The 18,141-nt window shown below is 70.3% G+C and carries 18 protein-coding genes; 9 read left to right on the forward strand and 9 right to left on the reverse strand.

Annotated elements, in window-relative coordinates; translation table 11 throughout:
• The first annotated feature begins 106 nt into the window (after positions 1–106).
• A complete protein-coding gene (gene gndA, locus ABEG17_RS08585; RefSeq protein ID WP_406832862.1) occupies positions 107–1,567 on the forward strand; it encodes an NADP-dependent phosphogluconate dehydrogenase in 1,461 nt (486 codons plus the stop codon).
• Between the two features lie 92 nt (positions 1,568–1,659).
• Positions 1,660–2,751, forward strand: a complete 1,092-nt coding sequence (locus ABEG17_RS08590) for an App1 family protein (RefSeq protein WP_406832863.1) — start codon at positions 1,660–1,662, stop codon at positions 2,749–2,751.
• On the opposite strand, the gene ABEG17_RS08595 is transcribed toward ABEG17_RS08590, so the two are convergent.
• Positions 2,738–4,177 carry an MFS transporter gene (locus tag ABEG17_RS08595; RefSeq protein WP_406832864.1) on the reverse strand — a complete coding sequence of 480 codons (1,440 nt, stop codon included), beginning with the start codon at positions 4,175–4,177 and terminating at the stop codon, positions 2,738–2,740. The genes ABEG17_RS08590 and ABEG17_RS08595 overlap by 14 nt on opposite strands.
• A gap of 48 nt (positions 4,178–4,225) precedes the next feature.
• On the opposite strand from ABEG17_RS08595, the gene ABEG17_RS08600 reads away from it, so the two are divergent.
• Positions 4,226–5,086 (forward strand): Fpg/Nei family DNA glycosylase, encoded by an 861-nt coding sequence (locus ABEG17_RS08600; protein ID WP_406832865.1) that lies wholly within the window; start codon positions 4,226–4,228, stop codon positions 5,084–5,086.
• 182 nt (positions 5,087–5,268) lie between these two features.
• Entirely contained in the window at positions 5,269–8,370 is a 3,102-nt protein-coding gene (locus tag ABEG17_RS08605; protein WP_406832866.1) for a hypothetical protein, read from the forward strand.
• 113 nt (positions 8,371–8,483) lie between these two features.
• Here ABEG17_RS08605 and ABEG17_RS08610 read toward each other — a convergent pair whose 3' ends face one another.
• The 4 genes from ABEG17_RS08610 to ABEG17_RS08625 form a co-directional block, all read right to left on the reverse strand.
• A complete protein-coding gene (locus ABEG17_RS08610) occupies positions 8,484–9,236 on the reverse strand; it encodes an AraC family transcriptional regulator (protein ID WP_406832867.1) in 753 nt (250 codons plus the stop codon).
• 41 nt (positions 9,237–9,277) lie between these two features.
• Positions 9,278–9,580, reverse strand: a complete 303-nt coding sequence (locus ABEG17_RS08615; protein WP_406832868.1) for a putative quinol monooxygenase — start codon at positions 9,578–9,580, stop codon at positions 9,278–9,280.
• A gap of 111 nt (positions 9,581–9,691) precedes the next feature.
• The gene (locus ABEG17_RS08620; RefSeq protein WP_406832869.1) at positions 9,692–9,853 is read right to left on the reverse strand and encodes a hypothetical protein; all 162 of its coding nucleotides are present in this window, start codon (positions 9,851–9,853) and stop codon (positions 9,692–9,694) included.
• An 83-nt stretch (positions 9,854–9,936) separates the two neighbouring features.
• On the reverse strand, positions 9,937–10,752 hold the full coding sequence (locus ABEG17_RS08625) for an isocitrate lyase/phosphoenolpyruvate mutase family protein (protein WP_406832870.1): 816 nt from the start codon (positions 10,750–10,752) through the stop codon (positions 9,937–9,939).
• A gap of 194 nt (positions 10,753–10,946) precedes the next feature.
• Here ABEG17_RS08625 and ABEG17_RS08630 point away from each other — a divergent pair, with 194 nt between their 5' ends.
• Together ABEG17_RS08630 and ABEG17_RS08635 are read left to right on the forward strand one after the other, a co-directional pair.
• Positions 10,947–11,309 carry a YciI family protein gene (locus ABEG17_RS08630; protein ID WP_406832871.1) on the forward strand — a complete coding sequence of 121 codons (363 nt, stop codon included), beginning with the start codon at positions 10,947–10,949 and terminating at the stop codon, positions 11,307–11,309.
• Between the two features lie 33 nt (positions 11,310–11,342).
• Complete coding sequence (locus tag ABEG17_RS08635) at positions 11,343–12,554, forward strand: RNA polymerase sigma factor (RefSeq protein ID WP_406833165.1); 1,212 nt, start codon at positions 11,343–11,345, stop codon at positions 12,552–12,554.
• Positions 12,555–12,634: 80 nt separating this feature from the next.
• Here the strand turns inward: ABEG17_RS08635 and ABEG17_RS08640 are convergent, their stop codons facing one another.
• A complete protein-coding gene (locus tag ABEG17_RS08640) occupies positions 12,635–12,967 on the reverse strand; it encodes a hypothetical protein (protein ID WP_406832872.1) in 333 nt (110 codons plus the stop codon).
• A gap of 222 nt (positions 12,968–13,189) precedes the next feature.
• Between ABEG17_RS08640 and cysM the strand changes: the two genes are divergently transcribed.
• Positions 13,190–14,077, forward strand: coding sequence for a cysteine synthase CysM (gene cysM / locus ABEG17_RS08645; RefSeq protein ID WP_406833166.1), 888 nt, complete (start codon positions 13,190–13,192; stop codon positions 14,075–14,077).
• A 232-nt stretch (positions 14,078–14,309) separates the two neighbouring features.
• Here cysM and ABEG17_RS08650 read toward each other — a convergent pair whose 3' ends face one another.
• A complete protein-coding gene (locus tag ABEG17_RS08650; RefSeq protein ID WP_406832873.1) occupies positions 14,310–15,416 on the reverse strand; it encodes a hypothetical protein in 1,107 nt (368 codons plus the stop codon).
• 105 nt (positions 15,417–15,521) lie between these two features.
• On the opposite strand from ABEG17_RS08650, the gene ABEG17_RS08655 reads away from it, so the two are divergent.
• Complete coding sequence (locus tag ABEG17_RS08655) at positions 15,522–16,079, forward strand: hypothetical protein (RefSeq protein WP_406832874.1); 558 nt, start codon at positions 15,522–15,524, stop codon at positions 16,077–16,079.
• Positions 16,080–16,167: 88 nt separating this feature from the next.
• A complete protein-coding gene (locus ABEG17_RS08660) occupies positions 16,168–17,202 on the forward strand; it encodes an NAD-dependent epimerase/dehydratase family protein (RefSeq protein WP_406832875.1) in 1,035 nt (344 codons plus the stop codon).
• On the opposite strand, the gene ABEG17_RS08665 is transcribed toward ABEG17_RS08660, so the two are convergent.
• Entirely contained in the window at positions 17,168–17,554 is a 387-nt protein-coding gene (locus ABEG17_RS08665; protein ID WP_406832876.1) for a cupin domain-containing protein, read from the reverse strand. The genes ABEG17_RS08660 and ABEG17_RS08665 overlap by 35 nt on opposite strands.
• Positions 17,554–18,138 carry a hypothetical protein gene (locus ABEG17_RS08670; protein ID WP_406832877.1) on the reverse strand — a complete coding sequence of 195 codons (585 nt, stop codon included), beginning with the start codon at positions 18,136–18,138 and terminating at the stop codon, positions 17,554–17,556. The genes ABEG17_RS08665 and ABEG17_RS08670 overlap by 1 nt, the downstream gene beginning before the upstream one ends.
• Positions 18,139–18,141 lie beyond the last annotated feature (3 nt).

Below are 18,141 nucleotides of genomic sequence, written 5' to 3' on the forward strand. Positions count from 1 at the left end.
CCGCCGTCCTGCGGACCGGTCCGTCCGACTCCTCGCCACCCGCACCAGCGCCAGCACCCCGACCTTCCCGACCACGACCCCGACCCCACCCCCCAAGGAGCTCTCGATGACGTCCACCGACAACGCAGCAGGCAGCGCCAACATCGGGGTCGTCGGGCTCGCCGTGATGGGCTCGAACCTGGCCCGCAACCTCGCCAGCCGCGAGGGCAACACGGTCGCGGTGTTCAACCGCTCGTCGGAGAAGACGGACACCCTGCTCGAGGAGCACGGCGACCTCGGGTTCGTGGCGAGCAAGAGCATCGAGGACTTCGTCGCCTCCTTGGCCACGCCGCGTACGGCCATCGTCATGGTGCAGGCGGGGAAGGGTACGGACGCGGTCATCGACCAGCTCGCCGACCTCTTCGAGGAGGGCGACATCATCCTCGACGGGGGCAACGCCAACTTCCAGGACACCCGTCGCCGTGAGCGCGACCTCGCCGAGAAGGGGATCAACTTCGTCGGCGTCGGCATCTCCGGCGGCGAGGAGGGCGCTCTCAAGGGACCCTCGATCATGCCGGGCGGCTCGGCGGAGGCCTACGAGACGATCGGGCCGATCCTGTCCTCGATCGCAGCGGTGGCCGAGGGCGAGCCCTGCGTCACGCACGTCGGCGCCGACGGGGCCGGCCACTTCGTCAAGATGATCCACAACGGCATCGAGTACGCGGACATGCAGCTCATCGCCGAGTCCTACGACCTGCTGCGCCGCATCGGAGGCCACGAGCCCGCGCAGATCGCCGAGGTCTTCGCCGACTGGAACTCCGGTGAGCTCGAGTCCTACCTCATCGAGATCACCGCCGAGGTGCTGCGCGCCGTCGACGCGAAGACGGGCGGGCCGCTGGTCGACTCGATCCTCGACCAGGCCGGGTCGAAGGGCACCGGGGTGTGGACCGTGCAGAACGCGGTCGGGCTGGGTGTGCCGGTCAGCGGCATCGCCGAGGCCGTCTTCGCCCGCGCGGTCTCCTCCAAGCCCGACCAGCGCGCCGCGGTGCGGGCCACCCTGCAGGGCAGGCCCGAGGTGCAGGAGCGCACCGACACCTTCGAGGACGACGTCCGCAAGGCGCTGTATGCGTCCAAGGTCGTCGCGTACGCGCAGGGGTTCGACGCCATCGTCGCCGGGGCGCAGGAGTACGGCTGGGACATCGACAAGAGCGCGATCGCGAAGATCTGGCGCGGCGGCTGCATCATCCGCGCCCAGTTCCTCAACCGCATCGTCGACGCCTACGCGAAGGACGCGGAGATCACCACCCTGCTCGAGGACGACTTCTTCGCCGCGGCCATCCGTGATGGTGAGGACGCCTGGCGCCGGATCGTCGCCACCGCGGCCCTGTCAGGCATCCCGGTGCCCGGGTTCGCCTCCGCCCTGAGCTACTACGACTCCCTCGCGTCGGAGCGGCTGCCTGCCGCGCTGGTCCAGGCCCAGCGGGACTTCTTCGGGGCCCACACCTACCGGAGGGTCGACGGCGACGGCGTCTTCCACACCCTGTGGTCCGGCGACCGCAGCGAGATCGACACCGAGGCCAGGCACTGAGACGACACCGAGGCTGCGCACTGAGGATGACGTTCGCCACCACTGCAGCCGTCGGCGAGGTGCTCCACAGCGGCAGGCCATAGGGTTCCTGCATGGCTCGCCCGCACGCAGCATCCATCGTCGAGGACGCCTGGCACCGCCGGGTTGACGCCGTGCTGCGCCGTCGTGGATGGGGCACCCGCGTGGTCGGCCACACCGGGTACGGGTCGCAGGAGTTCGTGCGCGTCATGGGCCGGGTGCTGCTCACCCGCCGCCCGGACGTGCACCCACGCGCGGACGCCGGCGCCGGCTCCGGTGAGCTGCGCCGGGCCGACGACGAGCGTCGCGGCTGGCGGGCGTTCATCACCGCACCGGCGATGAACGTTCCGGTCACGGTGACCCTTGGCGACCGGGTGGTCGAGACCATCAGCGACCGCAGCGGCTACATCGACGTGCGCGTCCCCAACCACGGCCTGGCCCCCGGCTGGCACGAGGTCACGCTCACCTCGTTGGGGGGCGAGGGCACCTCCGCGTCGGTCATGGTCGTCGACTCCGGGGCGAGGCTCGGCCTCATCTCCGACATCGACGACACGGTCATCTCCACCTCGCTGCCGCGCCCGATGATCGCGGCCTGGAACACCTTCGTGAAGAACGAGGACGCCCGCCACGTGGTCCCCGGGATGGCGACGATGTACCGCGCCCTGCTCGAGCAGCACCCGGATGCCCCGATGGTCTACGTGTCCACCGGCGCCTGGAACACCGCACCGACGCTGACGCGCTTCCTGCGCCGCAACGGCTACCCGGCCGGCCCACTGCTGCTCACCGACTGGGGCCCCACCAACACCGGCTGGTTCCGGTCGGGGCAGGACCACAAGCGCGCGTGTCTTCACCGCCTGGCCAACGAGTTCCCGGAGATCAAGTGGGTCCTCATCGGTGACGACGGGCAGCACGACCCGCGCCTCTACGGCGAGTTCGCCGAGCAGCGCCCGGACCGGGTCGCCGTGGTGGCCATCCGCGAGCTCACCCCGAGCGAGCAGGTCCTCTCCCACGGCATCCCCGTCTCGCTGGAGGAGTTCGAGCCGCTGCGCACGCACCACGAGGTGCCCGTGTGCCGCGCCGGGGACGGCTACGGCCTGCGCCCGCAGATCGAGCACGTGCTCGAGGTGCTGGCCGAGGCGGCCGACGAGGCGTTCACCGAGCAGTGAGGTCGAGGTGCGGCTGGGCCGCGCAGGCGGGCTCGCGCTGCGCCAGTCCCACCGCCGTCACCAGTGCACCGAGGGCGACCAGCCCGGCGCTGACGAGCATCGCCGCCTGGTAGGCGGGGGCGAGCAGGGCCGGGTCGGCGTATGCCGCGCCGCCGAGTCCCACGAGCGGCGGCAGGGCCGCGACGGCGATGAGTCCGGCGGTGCGCGACACCGCGTTGTTGACCCCGCTGGCCGTCCCGGCGAGCTCGTCCGGCGCAGCGGCGAGGACGGTGCCCGTCAACGGGGCGACGGTCATCGACAGGCCGAGCCCGACGAGCGCCATACCGGGCAGGACGTCGGTCACGAACGACGGGTCGCTCGGCAGGAAGCTCAGGAGGACGAATCCCGTTGCGGCCACGAGGGTTCCGCCGACCATGTAGCGACGCGGGCCGTGCCTGGTGGCGAGGGCGCCGAACCGGCTGGCCAGCAGCAGCATCGCCACGCTCAGCGGCAGGGTCGAGGTGCCGGCAGCCAGCGCCGACCACCCGGCGACGACCTGCAGGAACAGCACGACGAACAGCAGTGCTGCTGACAGGCCGGCGTAGACGAGCAGGGTGACGATGTTGATGGCGGTGAACACGCGGTTCTCGAACAGGCGCGGCGGCACGAGCGGGTGCGCGGACCCCCGCTCGGCCAGGGCGAAGGCGACCAGTGCGGCTACGCCCACGACCCCGGCCCCGAGGGAGACCGCGCCCGGGTGCTCGGGGGCGACGGTCAGCGCGTAGGTGGTGCCGGCCAGCCCGACGACCGCCAGGGCGACCCCGCGGACGTCGAACTCGTGGCTCGCGTGCTCGTTGCGCGACTCCGGCACGAACCTCAGCGTGAACAGCACGACGACGACGCACAACGGCACGTTGAGCCAGAACGCCCAGCGCCAGTCGACGTCCACGAGGTAGCCGCCGATCACCGGACCCGACGCCGAGGCGACACCGAGCAGCCCGGTCCACGCGCCGATCGCGGCCATCCTGTCCTCGCGCCGGAACGACGCCTGCAGGATCGCGAGGCTGCCCGGCACCAGCAGGGCGGCCCCCACGCCCTGGATGCCCCGGGCCAGGACCAGCATCTGCACGGTGGGGGCGAGGGCGCACCCGATGCTGGCCGCGCCGAAGCCGGCGACGCCGACGGCATACACGCGACGCCGGCCGAACCGGTCGCCCAGCGAGCCGCCGAGCAGGATGAGGGCGGCCAGGCTCAGGGCGTAGGCGTTGACGACCCACTGGAGGCCGGCGAGGTCGGCCTCGAGCTCGCGGCCGATGGTGGGGAGGGCGACGTTGACGACGGTGCCGTCGAGCAGGGCGATGCCGCTGCCGAGGATGGTCGTCGCCAGGACGAGGCGACCGCGGTGGGTGCCCATCGCGAGCAGGTCAGCGGCAGTCTGGCTGCTCATGGCGTCATCATCAGGACATCGTCGCACCGGCTGGGACAGAATGGGCGGGTGCCGGAGCTGCCCGAGGTCCAGGCGCTCGTCGACTTCCTCGCCGAGCGGGCCGTCGGGCTGGCCGTGACCGGTGTCGAGCTGGGGTCGTTCTCGGTGCTCAAGACGTTCGACCCGCCGCCGCAGGCCCTGTCCGGAGTGCCGGTCGACGCGGTGTCGCGGCACGGGAAGTTCATCGACCTCGACTGCGACGGGGTGCACCTGATCTTCCACCTGGCCCGTGCCGGGTGGCTGCGCTGGTCGGACGCCGTGCCCAACACGGTGCTGCGGCCGGGCAAGTCGCCGATCGCGTTGCGGGTCAGGTTCTCCGACTCCTCCGGCTTCGACCTCACCGAGGCCGGCACCAAGAAGCGGCTCGCGGCCTACCTCGTCCGCGACCCGCACGACGTGCCCGGGATCGCCTCGCTCGGGCCGGATCCGTTGTCCCCCGACTTCACCCGCGAGGTGTTCGGCGCGCTGCTGGAGGGGCGGCGCTCGCAGATCAAGGGGCTGATCCGCGACCAGGGGTTCATCGCCGGTATCGGCAACGCCTACTCCGACGAGATCCTGCACGTGGCGAAGATGTCGCCGTTCGCGCTCGCGTCCAGCCTCGACGAGGCAGCCGTGGACCGCCTGTATGCCGCGTTGCGCGACACGCTCGCCGCCGCCGTCGCGACCGCGTCGGGCAAGCCCGCGAAGGAGCTCAAGGACGCCAAGCGGGCGGGCATGCGCGTGCACGGCCGGACCGGCGAGAAGTGCCCGGTGTGTGGTGACGAGGTGCGCGAGGTGTCGTTCGCGGACTCGTCGCTGCAGTACTGCGCCACCTGCCAGACCGGCGGCAAGCCGTTGGCCGACCGCCGCATGTCCCGCCTGCTGAAGTAGCCCGTCGGAGCCATCCCGCCGGACGGGGCCGTTCGGGGGAGATTTGCCCGCTTCGGGTCCTGTGGTCCAGGCACCGACCGTACGATCCTGCCTGCGCGACCGAAGGGGTGGCGCAGACCCGGCGCAGCCGATGACCTACTGGAGATGCAGTGCTGGCAAGGCCGAGTCGGACGTGGAGCCTGGTGCTCGCCCTGGTGATGACGCTCGGTGCGGTTGTGGGCGCAGCGACGTCCTCGTCGGCAGCGACGACGGTGCCCGAGGCGCCCACCGCGCTCAGTGCGACCGCGGGGGTCGACGGTGTGCTGCTCTCGTGGTCCCGGGGGTCGACGCAGACCGGCGGCGTGCCCACCTCGTACGTCGTGCACCGCAGGGCCACCGGGCACGACCTCGACGTGTCGGTGGCCACGGCCATCACCAGCGCCAGCTGGAACTACCCCGACCGCGCCGTGCCACCGGGCACGGAGGCCACCTACACGGTCAGTGCGCACAACGACGCCGGGGACAGCGCCGAGTCGGCGCCGGTGACGGTGACGGTCCCGTCCTGGGACGGCCCCTACACGCCGGACCGCGTCTCCCTCACCCTCGTGTGGGACCACGCGGTCGGTGGTGACGAGGCACCGCTGTCCACGGTCGCCGCCACCGCCGACACGACGCCCTCGGTGACCCAGAAGTGGGACAACGGCGTCTCCTTCTCCGCCGACGGGTGGCAGCACGCGCTGGTCCTGCCACGCCATGTGCAGGACGGCACCTACGCGATCGGCCAGGAGACGGGCCAGCTGCCGCTGCGCGCCATGGCGGGGAGCGGATCCTGCGGGAGCCCCGCCGGAGGGTCGGCCCCGGGTGGCACGGCCACCGTGTCGCGGTCGGCCGACACCTTCGACGGCTTCTACGCGTCCATCTCGGTGGACGCCACGTTCGAGTGCGAGAACGGACAGCACCTGCATGCACAGCTGCGCTGGCACACGCCCGACGCCGCGCGCTTCCTCAGCGCCCCGGCGCTGTCGACGGTGACGGCGGCGCCCGGCGCCACGGCCGATCGTTCCGTCACAGTGACCAACTCCGGCAGTGTGCCGATGGTGCTCGGGTCGGCCCGGTTCGTGGACGCCAGCCTGTCCACCGCTGCCCCGCTCACCGTCGTGGGGTCCACCTGCGAGGGTGCGACCCTGGCCGCGGGTGCCACCTGCGCTGTGACGGTGAGGTATGCCGCGGGCGCGGCGTCGTCGCGCGAGGGGCGGGGGGTCCTCACCATCGGCACCGCCGAGGGCGACTGGGACCTCGGACTTGTAGCGGGACAGCAACCCGCTCGGTACTCCGGGCCGCAGGCCTTGGCCGGCTCCAGCTCGCCCGGGCGCATCACCTTGACGTGGACCGCGCCATGGACCATCGAGTCCCGGCTCATCGCAGGATGGCGGGTGGAGGACGTCGAGGGCAGCACTCCCGTCGTGCTCCAGAACCGGAGCGAGAACTACCTCACCACCACGGTGCTCAAGGAACCGGCCCCGGGTGCACACCGTCTGCGTCTGGTCATGCTGATCTCGGACGGGCGCGAGGTCGCCTCCGAACCCATCCCGCTCACGGTCGCCACGCGGTGGCTGCTCACCACCACCAGCAAGGGCGTGCAGGCCTACGACGCAGACGGCGGGATCACCAACGGCGGGACCCTCGGCGGCCGCTCCACCTCGACCAGCGGCATCGCCACGTCGCCGACCCGTAAGGCACTCGTCGTGGGTGAAGGGCCGTTCAGCGGTCGGGTGCAACTCGTTGATCTGGGCGGAAACCTGCTGCGTGGCCTGACCTACGACCCGACCTTCGCCGACACCGATCCGGACGTCAGCCCGGACGGAGCCACGATCGCGCTGATGCGCCCCGGATACTCCGGCGCGACGAACAGGCCGTCCTCGCTCATCACCGTTCCCGCTGCCGGAGGTCCGCTGACCACCGTGCCCAGCTCCACGGGCCTGTCCAACCCCGTCTGGACGCCGGACGGCACCGCCCTCATCGCGACCGCCGACTCCGGGGCCGGACTCGTGCGGATCGTGCCGGGGACGGGAGCCAGGACCTCCATCCCGGGGACGGCGGGAGCCGCCGCCGTGGCGGTCTCCCGCACTGGGCGAGTCGCGTATGCCCTCACCGGCTGGGGCGGCTCCGGGCAGGTCCGCCTCACAGGCCTCACGGGTGGCACGTCCACCCTGGTCGGGACTCACGTCGGGGCGACCGACCTCTCCTGGGACCCCACCGGCCAGTGGCTGGCCGTGACCGGAGCGCCGTACGGCGAACCGTCGGTCACCCAGCTGTTCGACCTGCGGGGCTCCGCCCCGGTGCGGGTGCGGCAGCTGCCCGGCGGTGACTCCGTCTCCTGGTCCGTCCCGATCTCCGCGGCACCGACGAGCAGCGTCACCGCGCCGGCCTGGACCACGTCGACCGCCAGCCTGGGACTCGGTGCGACAGACCCCGACGACGCCCCCGGGGGCCTCACGCGCGAGTGCATGCTCGACGGCGGTGCCTGGACGCCGTGCGCAGCGACCTGGCAGCGGACGGGACTCGCCGCCGGACGCCATACCGCGTCGACGCGTGCCACCGACCCGAGCGGGCAGGTCTCCGCGATCGCTCAGCGGAGCTGGTCGGTCGACACCCAGGCGCCCACCATCACCGTGGCGGCCCTTCCGTCAACCATCATCGGCTCGTCGCTGAAGCTGGCGTGGACGGTGTCGGACCGGGGCGGCTCGGGCGTCGGCCCCGTCAGCGTGCGCTACCGCAGCGCCTCGCTGAACACGTCGTATGGAGCCCTCACCTACCCCGCCACGTGGCAGGCGTTCACGGGTGCATCCATGACGACCACGCTGTCATCCGGCAGGCAGTACTGCTTCAGCGCGCGGGTCCGCGACGTCGCCGGGAACACCAGCTCCTGGAGCGTGGAACGCTGCACGTCGGTGGTCCTGGACGACCGTGCCCTGACGGCGTCGAGCGGCTGGACCCGGGGGACGGGAAGCGCGCACGCCTACGGGACGTACTCGCGAGCCACCTCCATCGGGCGCACGCTCACCCGCACCTCGGTCCAGGCCCGGCGTATCGCGCTCGTGGCCACCACGTGCTCGACGTGCGGGGCCGTGGACGTCTACCACGCGGGGGTCAAGGTTGGGCGGGTGAGCCTCTACTCCGCCACCACGTCGTATCGGCGCGTGCTGTGGCTGCCCCTGCAGTCCACGGTGCGCAGCGGCTCGGTGGTCGTGAAGACGACCTCGACCAAGCAGGCAATCGTCGACGGGATCGCCGTTCTGCACTGACGGCAACGTCGACGTCCACAAGGCCGCTCCGACAGGGTTGACCGCACCCAGGATCACCGTTGGTCGGTGACGCCCGCCGAGTAGCGGCCGGGGTCTGAACCCAGGGGGCGGGCTCAGCCGGTGAAGGTGGCCCGGTAGTCCGACGGTGTCGCCCCGGTCAGCTCCCGGAAGGCGGCGTTGAACGCGGACAGCGAGCCGTAGCCCACCTCGTGGGCGATGGTCGTGACCGGGGTGTCGTCAGCGGCGAGGTGCTCGACGGCGCGAAGCACCCGCATACGCCGCAGGGTGGCGCGCCACGTCATACCGACCTCGGCCTCGAACCGGCGGGCCAGTGAGCGCGGTGCGAGCCCGACCGCGGCTGCGACGTCCTCGAAGCGGACCTCGTCGCCGAGCCGTTCCTCGGTGAGCTGCAACGCCTTCCGCACCTCGGCCGAGCGGCCCGCGGGCATGACCACGGGGCTGGGGCTCTCGGCCAGCCGCCAGGCGACCGCGGCGAGGGCGCCGAAGATGGCGCGGGCATACGCAGGCAGTGGTTCGTCCGCCTCCTGCCACGCGCCGCACTCAGCGACGAGGGCTCGCGCCAGGGGGTCGAGGTCGAACACCGTCAGGTCCTGCGGAGGTGGTGCGACGAAGTCGACGTGGAACAGCACCGAGGCGGTCGTCGCCGGCTGCGGGATGGCGACCGTGCAGGGCCGCCCCGCGCGGAGCAGGGCGGCCCTGGCCGGGGGCAGCAACCAGCGCTGGCCCTCGGCCTCGAGGCGCAGCGCACCGGTGGACGCGCACAACAGGTAGTGACGGTCGACGAGCAGCTCGGTCGGACCGGTCGGTGCGAAGGACCGGGTGAACGCGTACGCCTCGCGGGTCACGGGTGGACTCCCACGCACCGATCGTAGGGACGCGATACCGGTCAGGCGACGGACTCGAGCAGCTCGGCGCTGAACCGCCGGCTCACCGGTCCGTCGATGACCAGCGGACGGAGCACGGCGTTGGACCGGGCGAAGGCGTCGGACGCGAGGTAGGCGGCGAACGCGGCCCGATCGGTCCACTCGTGGACGACGGTCACCGTGCGGTCGTCCTCACGCGAGGCGTAGACGCGGAAGGCGAGGTTGCCGGGCATGGAGCGCACGAGCGGTCGCTCGTTCTCCAGCTGGGCGAGCGCGCGGTCGCGGTCGCCCGCGGTAGTCCCGAAGTCGAGGATGGCGATGAGCATTTGGTGTCTCCTTGAGCGTGGTGTGGATGGGTCCCACCAGCCTCGCCCGGAGTACCCGCGACCCGCCTCCGTCCACCGGACCCGTATGCGCGCCGGTCGGCCAAGCGGCGGTCAGTTCTCCGTGTGGTGGGGGTCGTCCTGGGAGTCGGTGTGTGCGCCCACGCCCTCGTCTGCGGGCTCCGTGGCCTCGTCGGTCTGCTGCGCCTCGAGGGCGGCCTGCTCCTCCTCGGGAGTCATCTGGATGCTGTCCTGGCCGGGCGTCGTGTCACTCACGTGCGTCTCCGAGCGTGGGGCATCAGCTCGGTGCTGACGCGTCCGGACCATCATCGTTCGCGCAGCGCCGCGGCGCTCGGCGGTCAGGAGTCGAAGCGGCGCTGGAGGTCGGCGTAGCCGATCGCACCGTCGAGGAAACCGAGCGTGCCGGTGTCGAGCAGCTCCCGACCGGCGCGCTCCAGGGTGGTGAGCGCGGCTCGGGCCAGGCTGCCGCCGAGGCTGACGCGCTTCACGCCGAGCGAGAAGAGCGTGGGGGCATCAATGGTGTTGGCCAGTCCGGCCACCACGTTGAGCGGGCCGGGTATGGCGTCGGCGAGCCGGCGGATCGTCTCGGCCTCGACGACGCCGGGGACGAAGACGCAGTCGGCGCCTGCGTCGAGGTAGCGGCCAGCCCGTTCGAGCGTCTGGGCGAAGACGTCGCCGGTCGTGCCGACGAAGTAGGTGTCGGTGCGGGCGTTCAGCACAAAGGTGCCGCTCGCGGCCGCGTCTCGCGCGGCCGCGATGCGCTCGATGGCCTCGTCGACGCCATACAGCCTGCCGTCCCGGGCATCCTCGAGGTTGGCGCCGACCACGCCGAGCTGCACCGCGCGGGCTACGGTGCGGCCCACCTGCTCGGCGGTGTCGCCGTACCCGTCCTCGAGGTCCGCGGTCACCGGGACGTCGATAGCGGCCACGATGCGAGCAATGTGCTCGAGCATCGTGTCGAGGTCGAGCGCTCCCCCGTCGGGGACCCCGAGCGACCACGCGATGCCCGCGCTGGTGGTGGCGATGGCCGGGAAGCCGACCTGCTCGAGGATGCGAGCCGAGCCCGCGTCCCAGGCGTTCGGGAGCACGAAGCCGCGTCCCGCGTGCAGGGCCAGGAGGGCGGCAGCTTTGTTGCTCGAGGTTCCTGTGGGCACCTCACCATCATCGACCCGCACGCGCGTGATCGGGCGATGGAAGTCGGACCGATTCGTTCGTCGGGTGGTGGGGATCGGCGCCGACAATGACTCCCAGAAGATTCTTTGTGGCAGGTTGTCGTATCGGCGTGATGCCGTTCGTGGTGAGGGTGAGAGGCAGCCACAGGGGCTGCCCCGCGACGAGGAGAACTGACATGACGCACTACCTGCTTTCCGTCCACGGTCCGGCCGAGCGCAACGAGTTCGGCGAGTACGGCTCCAAGGAGGAGATGGAGAAGGCATTCGCCGCGACCGGCGCCTTCAACGACCAGCTCAAGGCTGACGGCTACTGGGTCTTCGCCGGTGGCCTCCAGCAGGCCACGACGGCGACCGTCGTCGACGGCACGGGCGAGACGCCGGTGATCACCGACGGGCCGTACCTGGAGTCCAAGGAGTACATCGGCGGGTTCTGGGTGATCGACGCCCCCGACCTGGATGTCGCGCTCAAGCTCGCTGCGGAGGGCTCCAAGGCGTGCCGGGGCAAGGTCGAGGTCCGTCCGTTCGAGGGCCTGGCCTGAGCCGGTCCTGACGTGACGGTGCCGGACGTGACGATGCAGGGCGGCGGGGCGGCCGTCGAGCGGGTCTTCCGCGAGGAGTACGGCCGCCTCATCGCCTCGCTCGTCCGCCGGTTCGGCGACATCGACCTCGCCGAGGACGCGGCGGGCGAGGCCCTCGTGGTGGCGTTGGAGAAGTGGCCGTCGGATGGCGTGCCACCCAACCCCGGCGGCTGGCTCACCACCACCGCCACCAACCGCGCGATCGACCGGATCCGCCGCGAAGGCCAGCGCGACGCCAAGCACCAGGCGGCACTGATGACGTACGACGACACCGCCCACTCACCCGTCGGCGTGGTCGAGGACGACCGGCTGCGGTTGCTCTTCACCTGCTGCCACCCGGCGCTCGCGCCGGAGGCCCGGATCGCCCTGACCCTGCGACTGCTCGGTGGCCTGACCGTCGCCGAGATCGCCGAGGCGTTCCTCGTCCCCGAGACGACGATGGCCCAGCGGATCACCCGCGCGAAGAAGAAGATCGCCGCGGCGAACGTGCCCTACCGCGTGCCGTCCGCCGCTGACTTGCCCGCGCGACTCGGCGGCGTGCTGACCGTGCTGTTCCTCGTCTTCAATGAGGGATACCTGGCCAGTGGCGACGGCGACCCCGTGCGGGCCGAGCTCACGGGCGAGGCCATCCGGCTGACCCGGGTGCTTGCTGTTCTGCTCCCGGATGAGCCTGAGGTGAAGGGGCTGCTGGCCCTGATGCTGCTCACCGAGGCGCGCCGGTCGGCCCGCGTCCGCTCTGGCGTCTTGGTTCCGTTGGATGAGCAGGACCGTGGGGGCTGGGACCGCGCGTTGATCGCGGAGGGGCATGCGCTCGTGCGCGAGTGCCTGGCGATCAACCGACCCGGTCGCTACCAGCTGCTCGCCGCGATCAACGCCGTCCACACCGACGCCCCCACCGCGGCGGACACCGACTGGTCGCAGGTGGTCGCGTTGTACGACCAGCTCGTGCTCGTCGATCCCTCGCCGATCGTCGCCCTCAACCGGGCCGTCGCCGTCGCCGAGCTGGACGGGCCTTCTGTGGGTCTGGCGCTGGTGGACCGGCTGCCGCTGGAGGGTTACCACCCGTGGCACGCCGTGCGTGCCGATCTCCTTCGCCGGCTCGGCCGCAGCGCCGAGGCCAAGGACGCGTATGCCGCCGCCATCAGCTCGACGGCGAACGTCGCCGAGCGCGCGTATCTGGCCCGCAAGCGCGGCGAGCTCGTCTGAGAGCGGCTGGGGATGGGCCCGTGGCAGCACTTCCCGTGGTCGAGGAATGGCCTGACGCAGGCTCAGGTATCCGCGGGGTCTCAGAGCTGCAAGATCCTCAGGACGTTCTCGTAGGCCAGGGCAACCCCGGTTGGGTCGCGCAGGCCTGTGGCCTCGTCGGTGGCGGCGTAGAAGCGGGTCAACAGTGCGGTCGTCACGTCTGTTTCAGTGAGGGCGAGGCACAGCTCCGAGATGACGATGTCGGCGTCGTGGTCATCCAAGTGGTCAAGAGCAAGTCCGTTGTGCAGCAAGGTCGCCGCTTCGTCGAAGATCTCCCGGACCATCGCCGGATCCACGTGAGGTCGCTCGCGCACGACCGCTACGGCTGTCTGGTCGAAACGGTCGAAGAGCTTGTCGGTGATGCTGCCGGCCATCCCGCGAGCGTGACAGGGCGCTGGGTGGGCGGGCAACCGGTTTGCCTCTTGGTTCAGGCGAACGCGATGTCTGAGTCGAGCCCTCGAGTTCTACACACGGCTACCCTCTTCGTTCGCGCTCTCCGCGGACCTTCTGACGGGATGATCAAGTAGGGCTGCGATTTGTTCGGCGAGCGCAGCCGTAAACTCCGGCCTGTGAGCAATCCCCCGGCGTACCCCACGATGGAGGACGTCATCGGTGACACCCCGCTGGTGCGACTGCAGCGCCTGCCGGGGCCGGAGAACGAACGTCGCGGCAACATCTTTCTCGCCAAGCTCGAGGGGAACAACCCGGCCGGCTCGGTCAAGGACCGGCCGGCGATCAGCATGATCCGAGGTGCCGAGCAGAGAGGGGAGATCTCCCCCGGCGACACCCTGCTGGAAGCCACGTCGGGCAACACCGGGATCGGCTTGGCGATGGCGGCTGCGATCAGCGGCTACCCGCTGGTGATCGTGATGCCCGAGGACGCCTCCACCGAGCGGATCCAGACGATGAAGGCGTACGGAGCCGACGTGATCCTCACCCCGGCGAAGGGCGGCATGGAAGAGGCCCGCGACGTCGTGACGCGGATGGAGCAGGAGGGCCGCGGATGGGTCCTGGACCAGTTCGCCAACCCGGACAACCCCCGTGCCCACGAGGACGGAACGGGGCCGGAGCTCTGGCGCCAGACCGACGGGCGGATCACGCACTTCGTGTCCGCGATGGGCACGACCGGCACGATCACCGGGGTCTCGCGGTTCCTGAAGTCACGCGACCCCGGCATCCAGATCATCGGGGCACAGCCCTCCGAGGGCTCCAAGATCCCTGGGATCCGCGCCTGGCCGCCGGAGTACGTGCCGAGGATCTTCGATCCGTCGGCCGTGGACCGGACCGTGGAGGTCACTCAGACCGACGCAGAGGAGACGGCCCGCCGGCTGGCCCGCGAGGAGGGCATCTTCGGCGGGATCTCTGCGGGAGGCGCCTGCTGGACCGCCCTGCAGGTGGGCCAAGAGGTCGAAGGGGCGACGATCGTCTTCGTGGTCTGCGACCGCGGCGACAGGTACCTCTCCAGCGGCGTGTTCCCCGCCTGAGAGTTTCGGCTGATGTGCGGAAACATGGGGCGCAAGCACGCGTGATTTCGTTCCACTCCGTCCGCGAACATCAGGTCGACAGGCGGCGGTATGACGCGGGCCCGACACGCATGGCACGCGGGGGTCCGCGCAGTCGCTCCGAGGCGACCTTCCGATGGGAGTCCCTCCGACGAGTGAACGACAATCTGACGCGCTCCCGACAAGAGTCAACGACGCCCTCGATTCACTGCTCTCAACCCCAGAAACCGGGGCGGTCGGCGTCCATTATCTTGGCGGCCGACAGCCGTTTGCTTAGCTCTGGACCCACGGAGAGTTGGTCGGTGGCCTGAATCCTGGCGGGCCGGCCGAAGCCGGTGAAATGGAGTTCGTCTGTCGTTTCAAGCTTCCACTGCGTACCCGGTTGAATCACTAGCTCCGGGTTGTCACGGCGGACTTGCCACATCGCCTCGACACCGCCTATGACGTCTAGCACGAAGTCGCTCGTCGACACGACAAGACCGTCGAGGACATCGGCGCTGTCCTCCAGCACAAGCAGCCCGCGAAGCGAGTGACCCACTCCGGCGCTTTTCGGCCCGGCCGACAGGGAGTGCATCTCACTCCTGCTGGGCTGCGCGAAGAAGGGGTGCAGCATGCCAGTCATGCGGTTTCGTGCGTCCACCATGGTGAGGTTCCAGGACGTGGTCGAGGCTCGGTGGGCGGTGGCATGCCGGGACTGCAGGAGCCACGGCAGCCAGTCGGTCGAGCCGTGCGCGCTCCAGGTGCCCGACTTCGCCAAGAGCGCACGCTGGGCATCAACGCCCTCGGGAAGGGGCGCGGTGAATAGCTTGCCCTTGTTGTCCGGTTCCACCGCTAGCCGTTCGATCGCTGGCCAGCCAACCTTCAACGCCTCCGTACTCACGCCGGAAACGATTACGAGCACAGCCGCCAAGCGGTCTAGGGCCTGCACCAAGTGGATCAGCGTGTGCGTTGCTCCACTGGCTGCGCGACGCTCACGTCTCTCCTCATGCGACCCACGCTGGAACGCGCGCAGGTAGTCCTCGCTTGTGGCGCTCGGATTGGCGGAGTGAACTGCCTGACCTACAGACCTGAACCATGCGTTGTCCGAGTACAACGCTTCGCGGTGATCGGCTGCGCACAGAGCGGCATCCAGCAGAGCGTCGGCGACACCTGAGGTGCTCTGAATTAGATAGTCAGCGATGAGGACGAGGCGTCGGTCGTCGGTGTGGCCATGCCACCACGGAAATGAGCCGTTCTCAACATCGAGCTGATCGACTAGCTCTTTGGAGAACCTCGTAAAGGCGCGCGTCGCCTCACGGACTGGGGCGGTGTAGTCGGCCATCCGTGGAAGGTACCTTGCACCATCGCGGGGCGGAAAAGGCGCACGGGGTGAGTGCCCAGTGTCGTTTTAACGACCACTGTCGGTGCACCGCGGAAGAATCAGTTCATGGACGGAATTGCCATCGAGTGGGTGGGGGCAGCGACCTTCGTGGTTCTGACGGGCTGGCAGGGGTACACGTTCGGCGCCCGTCAGGAGCGAGCGAAAGAGCGGCGAGCCCGTGACTTTGTTGCGGCGACCGAGCTTGTCGCTCCCATCAGAGAACTACAGCGACTTCTCCGATGTTTTGGCCACGAGCAGTTGAACAAGGATGAGGTGGCCAGCGCATTCCTAGCCTGGTCGACGGCCTTCGACCAGCATGGGCATCGTCTCCCTCGTCAATGGCAGCACGTCGATCGCAGCGTGAAGGCGGCAGCGGGGACGGTGTTCGGCGGTATCTCCCTCATCCATCTTCGGCCTGACAGCACCCGCATGGACCTCGGAGAGCCTGACGCCATGTGGCAGGACTGTGCGGACGACTACCTCGGCTACGTGGCAAGGTCCATCCTGACTTTCGGCGATTCGGCTCAAGAGGCGCCGAAGACCGTGGCGAACTACGACGTATGGCTGGTGCAAACAGAGCGCCGCGCGCCGGTTGGGCAGAACGAGCCCAGGTCGGGGCGATGATGCGTCTGATCCGCCACCGCGACTTCACGCGGCGGTGTGGGTCACCTGCCGATCGGCGGTCGGTCGGGCTGACGGATAGCGTCGAGGGATGCGCGTAGTCGTCATTGGCGGGACTGGACACATCGGCACCTACTTGGCTCCGAGCCTCGTCGAAGCTGGGCACGAGACCGTGGTGATCAGCCGGGGGACGCAGCAGGCGTACCGCAACGACGACCGCTGGCAGGACGTCGAGATGGTCGTCTGCGACCGTGAGGCCGCCGAGCGCGACGGCACGTTCGGGACGACCGTCGCGGAACTCAACCCTGACGCCGTCATCGACCTCACCTGCTTCACCACCGCCCAAGCCCGTCAGCTCGTCGACGCCCTGGACGGGCAGCACCTCATCCACACCGGCACCGTCTGGTCATACGGCCCCAGCGCCATCGTCCCGACGAAGGAAGACGCACCCAAGCGCCCCTACGGCGAGTACGGCGTCAACAAGCTGGCCGTCGAGCAGTACCTCATGGGCCAGGACCGCGTCCGCGCCAGCGTCGTGCACCCCGGCCACATCTCCGGCCCGGGCTGGATGGCGATCAACCCGCAGGGCAACCTCGACCCCGGCGTCATCGACCGCCTGCGCGAGGACGGTTCCTGCCTCCTGCCCGACCGCGGGGGCGAGACCATCCACCACGTCCATGCCGAGGACGTCGCGGGCCTGCACCAGGCCTGCCTCGAGAACCCCGACAAGGCCGTCGGCGAGAGCTTCAACAGCGTCTGCACCGAGGCGCTCACCCTGCGCGGGTATGCCGAGCTCGTCGCCCGCCACTTCGGCCACGAACCTAAGCTCGAGTTCGCGCCATGGGCCGAGTTCGAGCAGCGCGTCGACCCCGAGGCGGCCCAGGCCACGATGGAGCACATCGGCCGGGCTCCGATGTTCTCGATGGCCAAGGCCAAGGATCTCCTCGGCTTCGAGCCCAAGCACGGCGTCGTGGACACGGTGCTGGAGTCCCTCGATGCCTGGGTCGCTGCCAACCGGACATCCAATCGCGTCCAGCTGATCAAGCACCCCCACCAAGGCCCTGGCCGCGTCGAGGCTCTCGACTGTCCCCTCAGGCGTGCCGGGGTGGGGCGTGCGACACGTTGACCGTGGAGATGCCGACACCGGCCCGGGCGATCACGGCCAGTGACGGCTCACGACCAGGGTTCGACTCCCGGTGCACGGTGAACGCCGGGACCCTGACGTAGTCGCCCGCAACCGCGTCCACCCAGCCCTCGACCCCCTCGCACTCAAGCCGCAGCACGCCGCGGACGACGTAGAGCATGGACACGTTGGAGTCGTGGTGGTGCCACCCCGAGATGGCGCCGGGTTCGGTCACCACCTGGCCGGCCCACAGGCCGGGCGCCTCGAAAGCCCGCCGCCGCAGCATCCCCGACGTCGGATCGGCTTCCAGCAGCTCGGCCTCACGGACGACGCGGACGGGCTCGGGATGCTCCATCAGGCCACGCTAGCCCGACGGCGACGCCGCACGGCGGTCACGGTGGCGACGACGATGCCCGCGCCGGCACCGATGGCCACGATCGCCCAGGCCACCGAGTCGGGCAGCAGCCGCATCCACAACGGGAACCGGTCGCCGACGGCGAAGTCACCTTGGGCGTCGGAGCCAGTGCCCACCGCTACCCGGTAGTCCCCGGGGTTCGTCGCGTCGAACGTGCCGATCGCCGAGCCGCCGTTGCCACCGTGGTCGTAGTGCGGGCCGGACGACGTGGTCTTGACTGCGACACCCTTGCCCGCAGGGTCGGTGACCCGGACCGACGGGTGCAGCGAAAGCGTGCCCTCGGCATACACGTAGTAGGTGGTTGCCTGGGCGGCGTGCACCGTCAGCTCACCGGGCACGCTCGCGCGCTGGAAGCCGTCGGCGTGGCTCGACACGGCCCCGAGGACGACGAGCTGCAGCACGACGGAGACCAGGACTCCGCCGACCGCCAGGAGCGCAGCCAGCAGGTAGCCCCGCCGGGAGGGTATGCGGCCAGGGCGCCCACGGGTCGGTTCACCGGCGGCGGGGATGTCGGTGTGGGACATGAC

This window comes from Pedococcus sp. KACC 23699, from assembly GCF_045348425.1.
Lineage (GTDB): Bacteria > Actinomycetota > Actinomycetes > Actinomycetales > Dermatophilaceae > Pedococcus.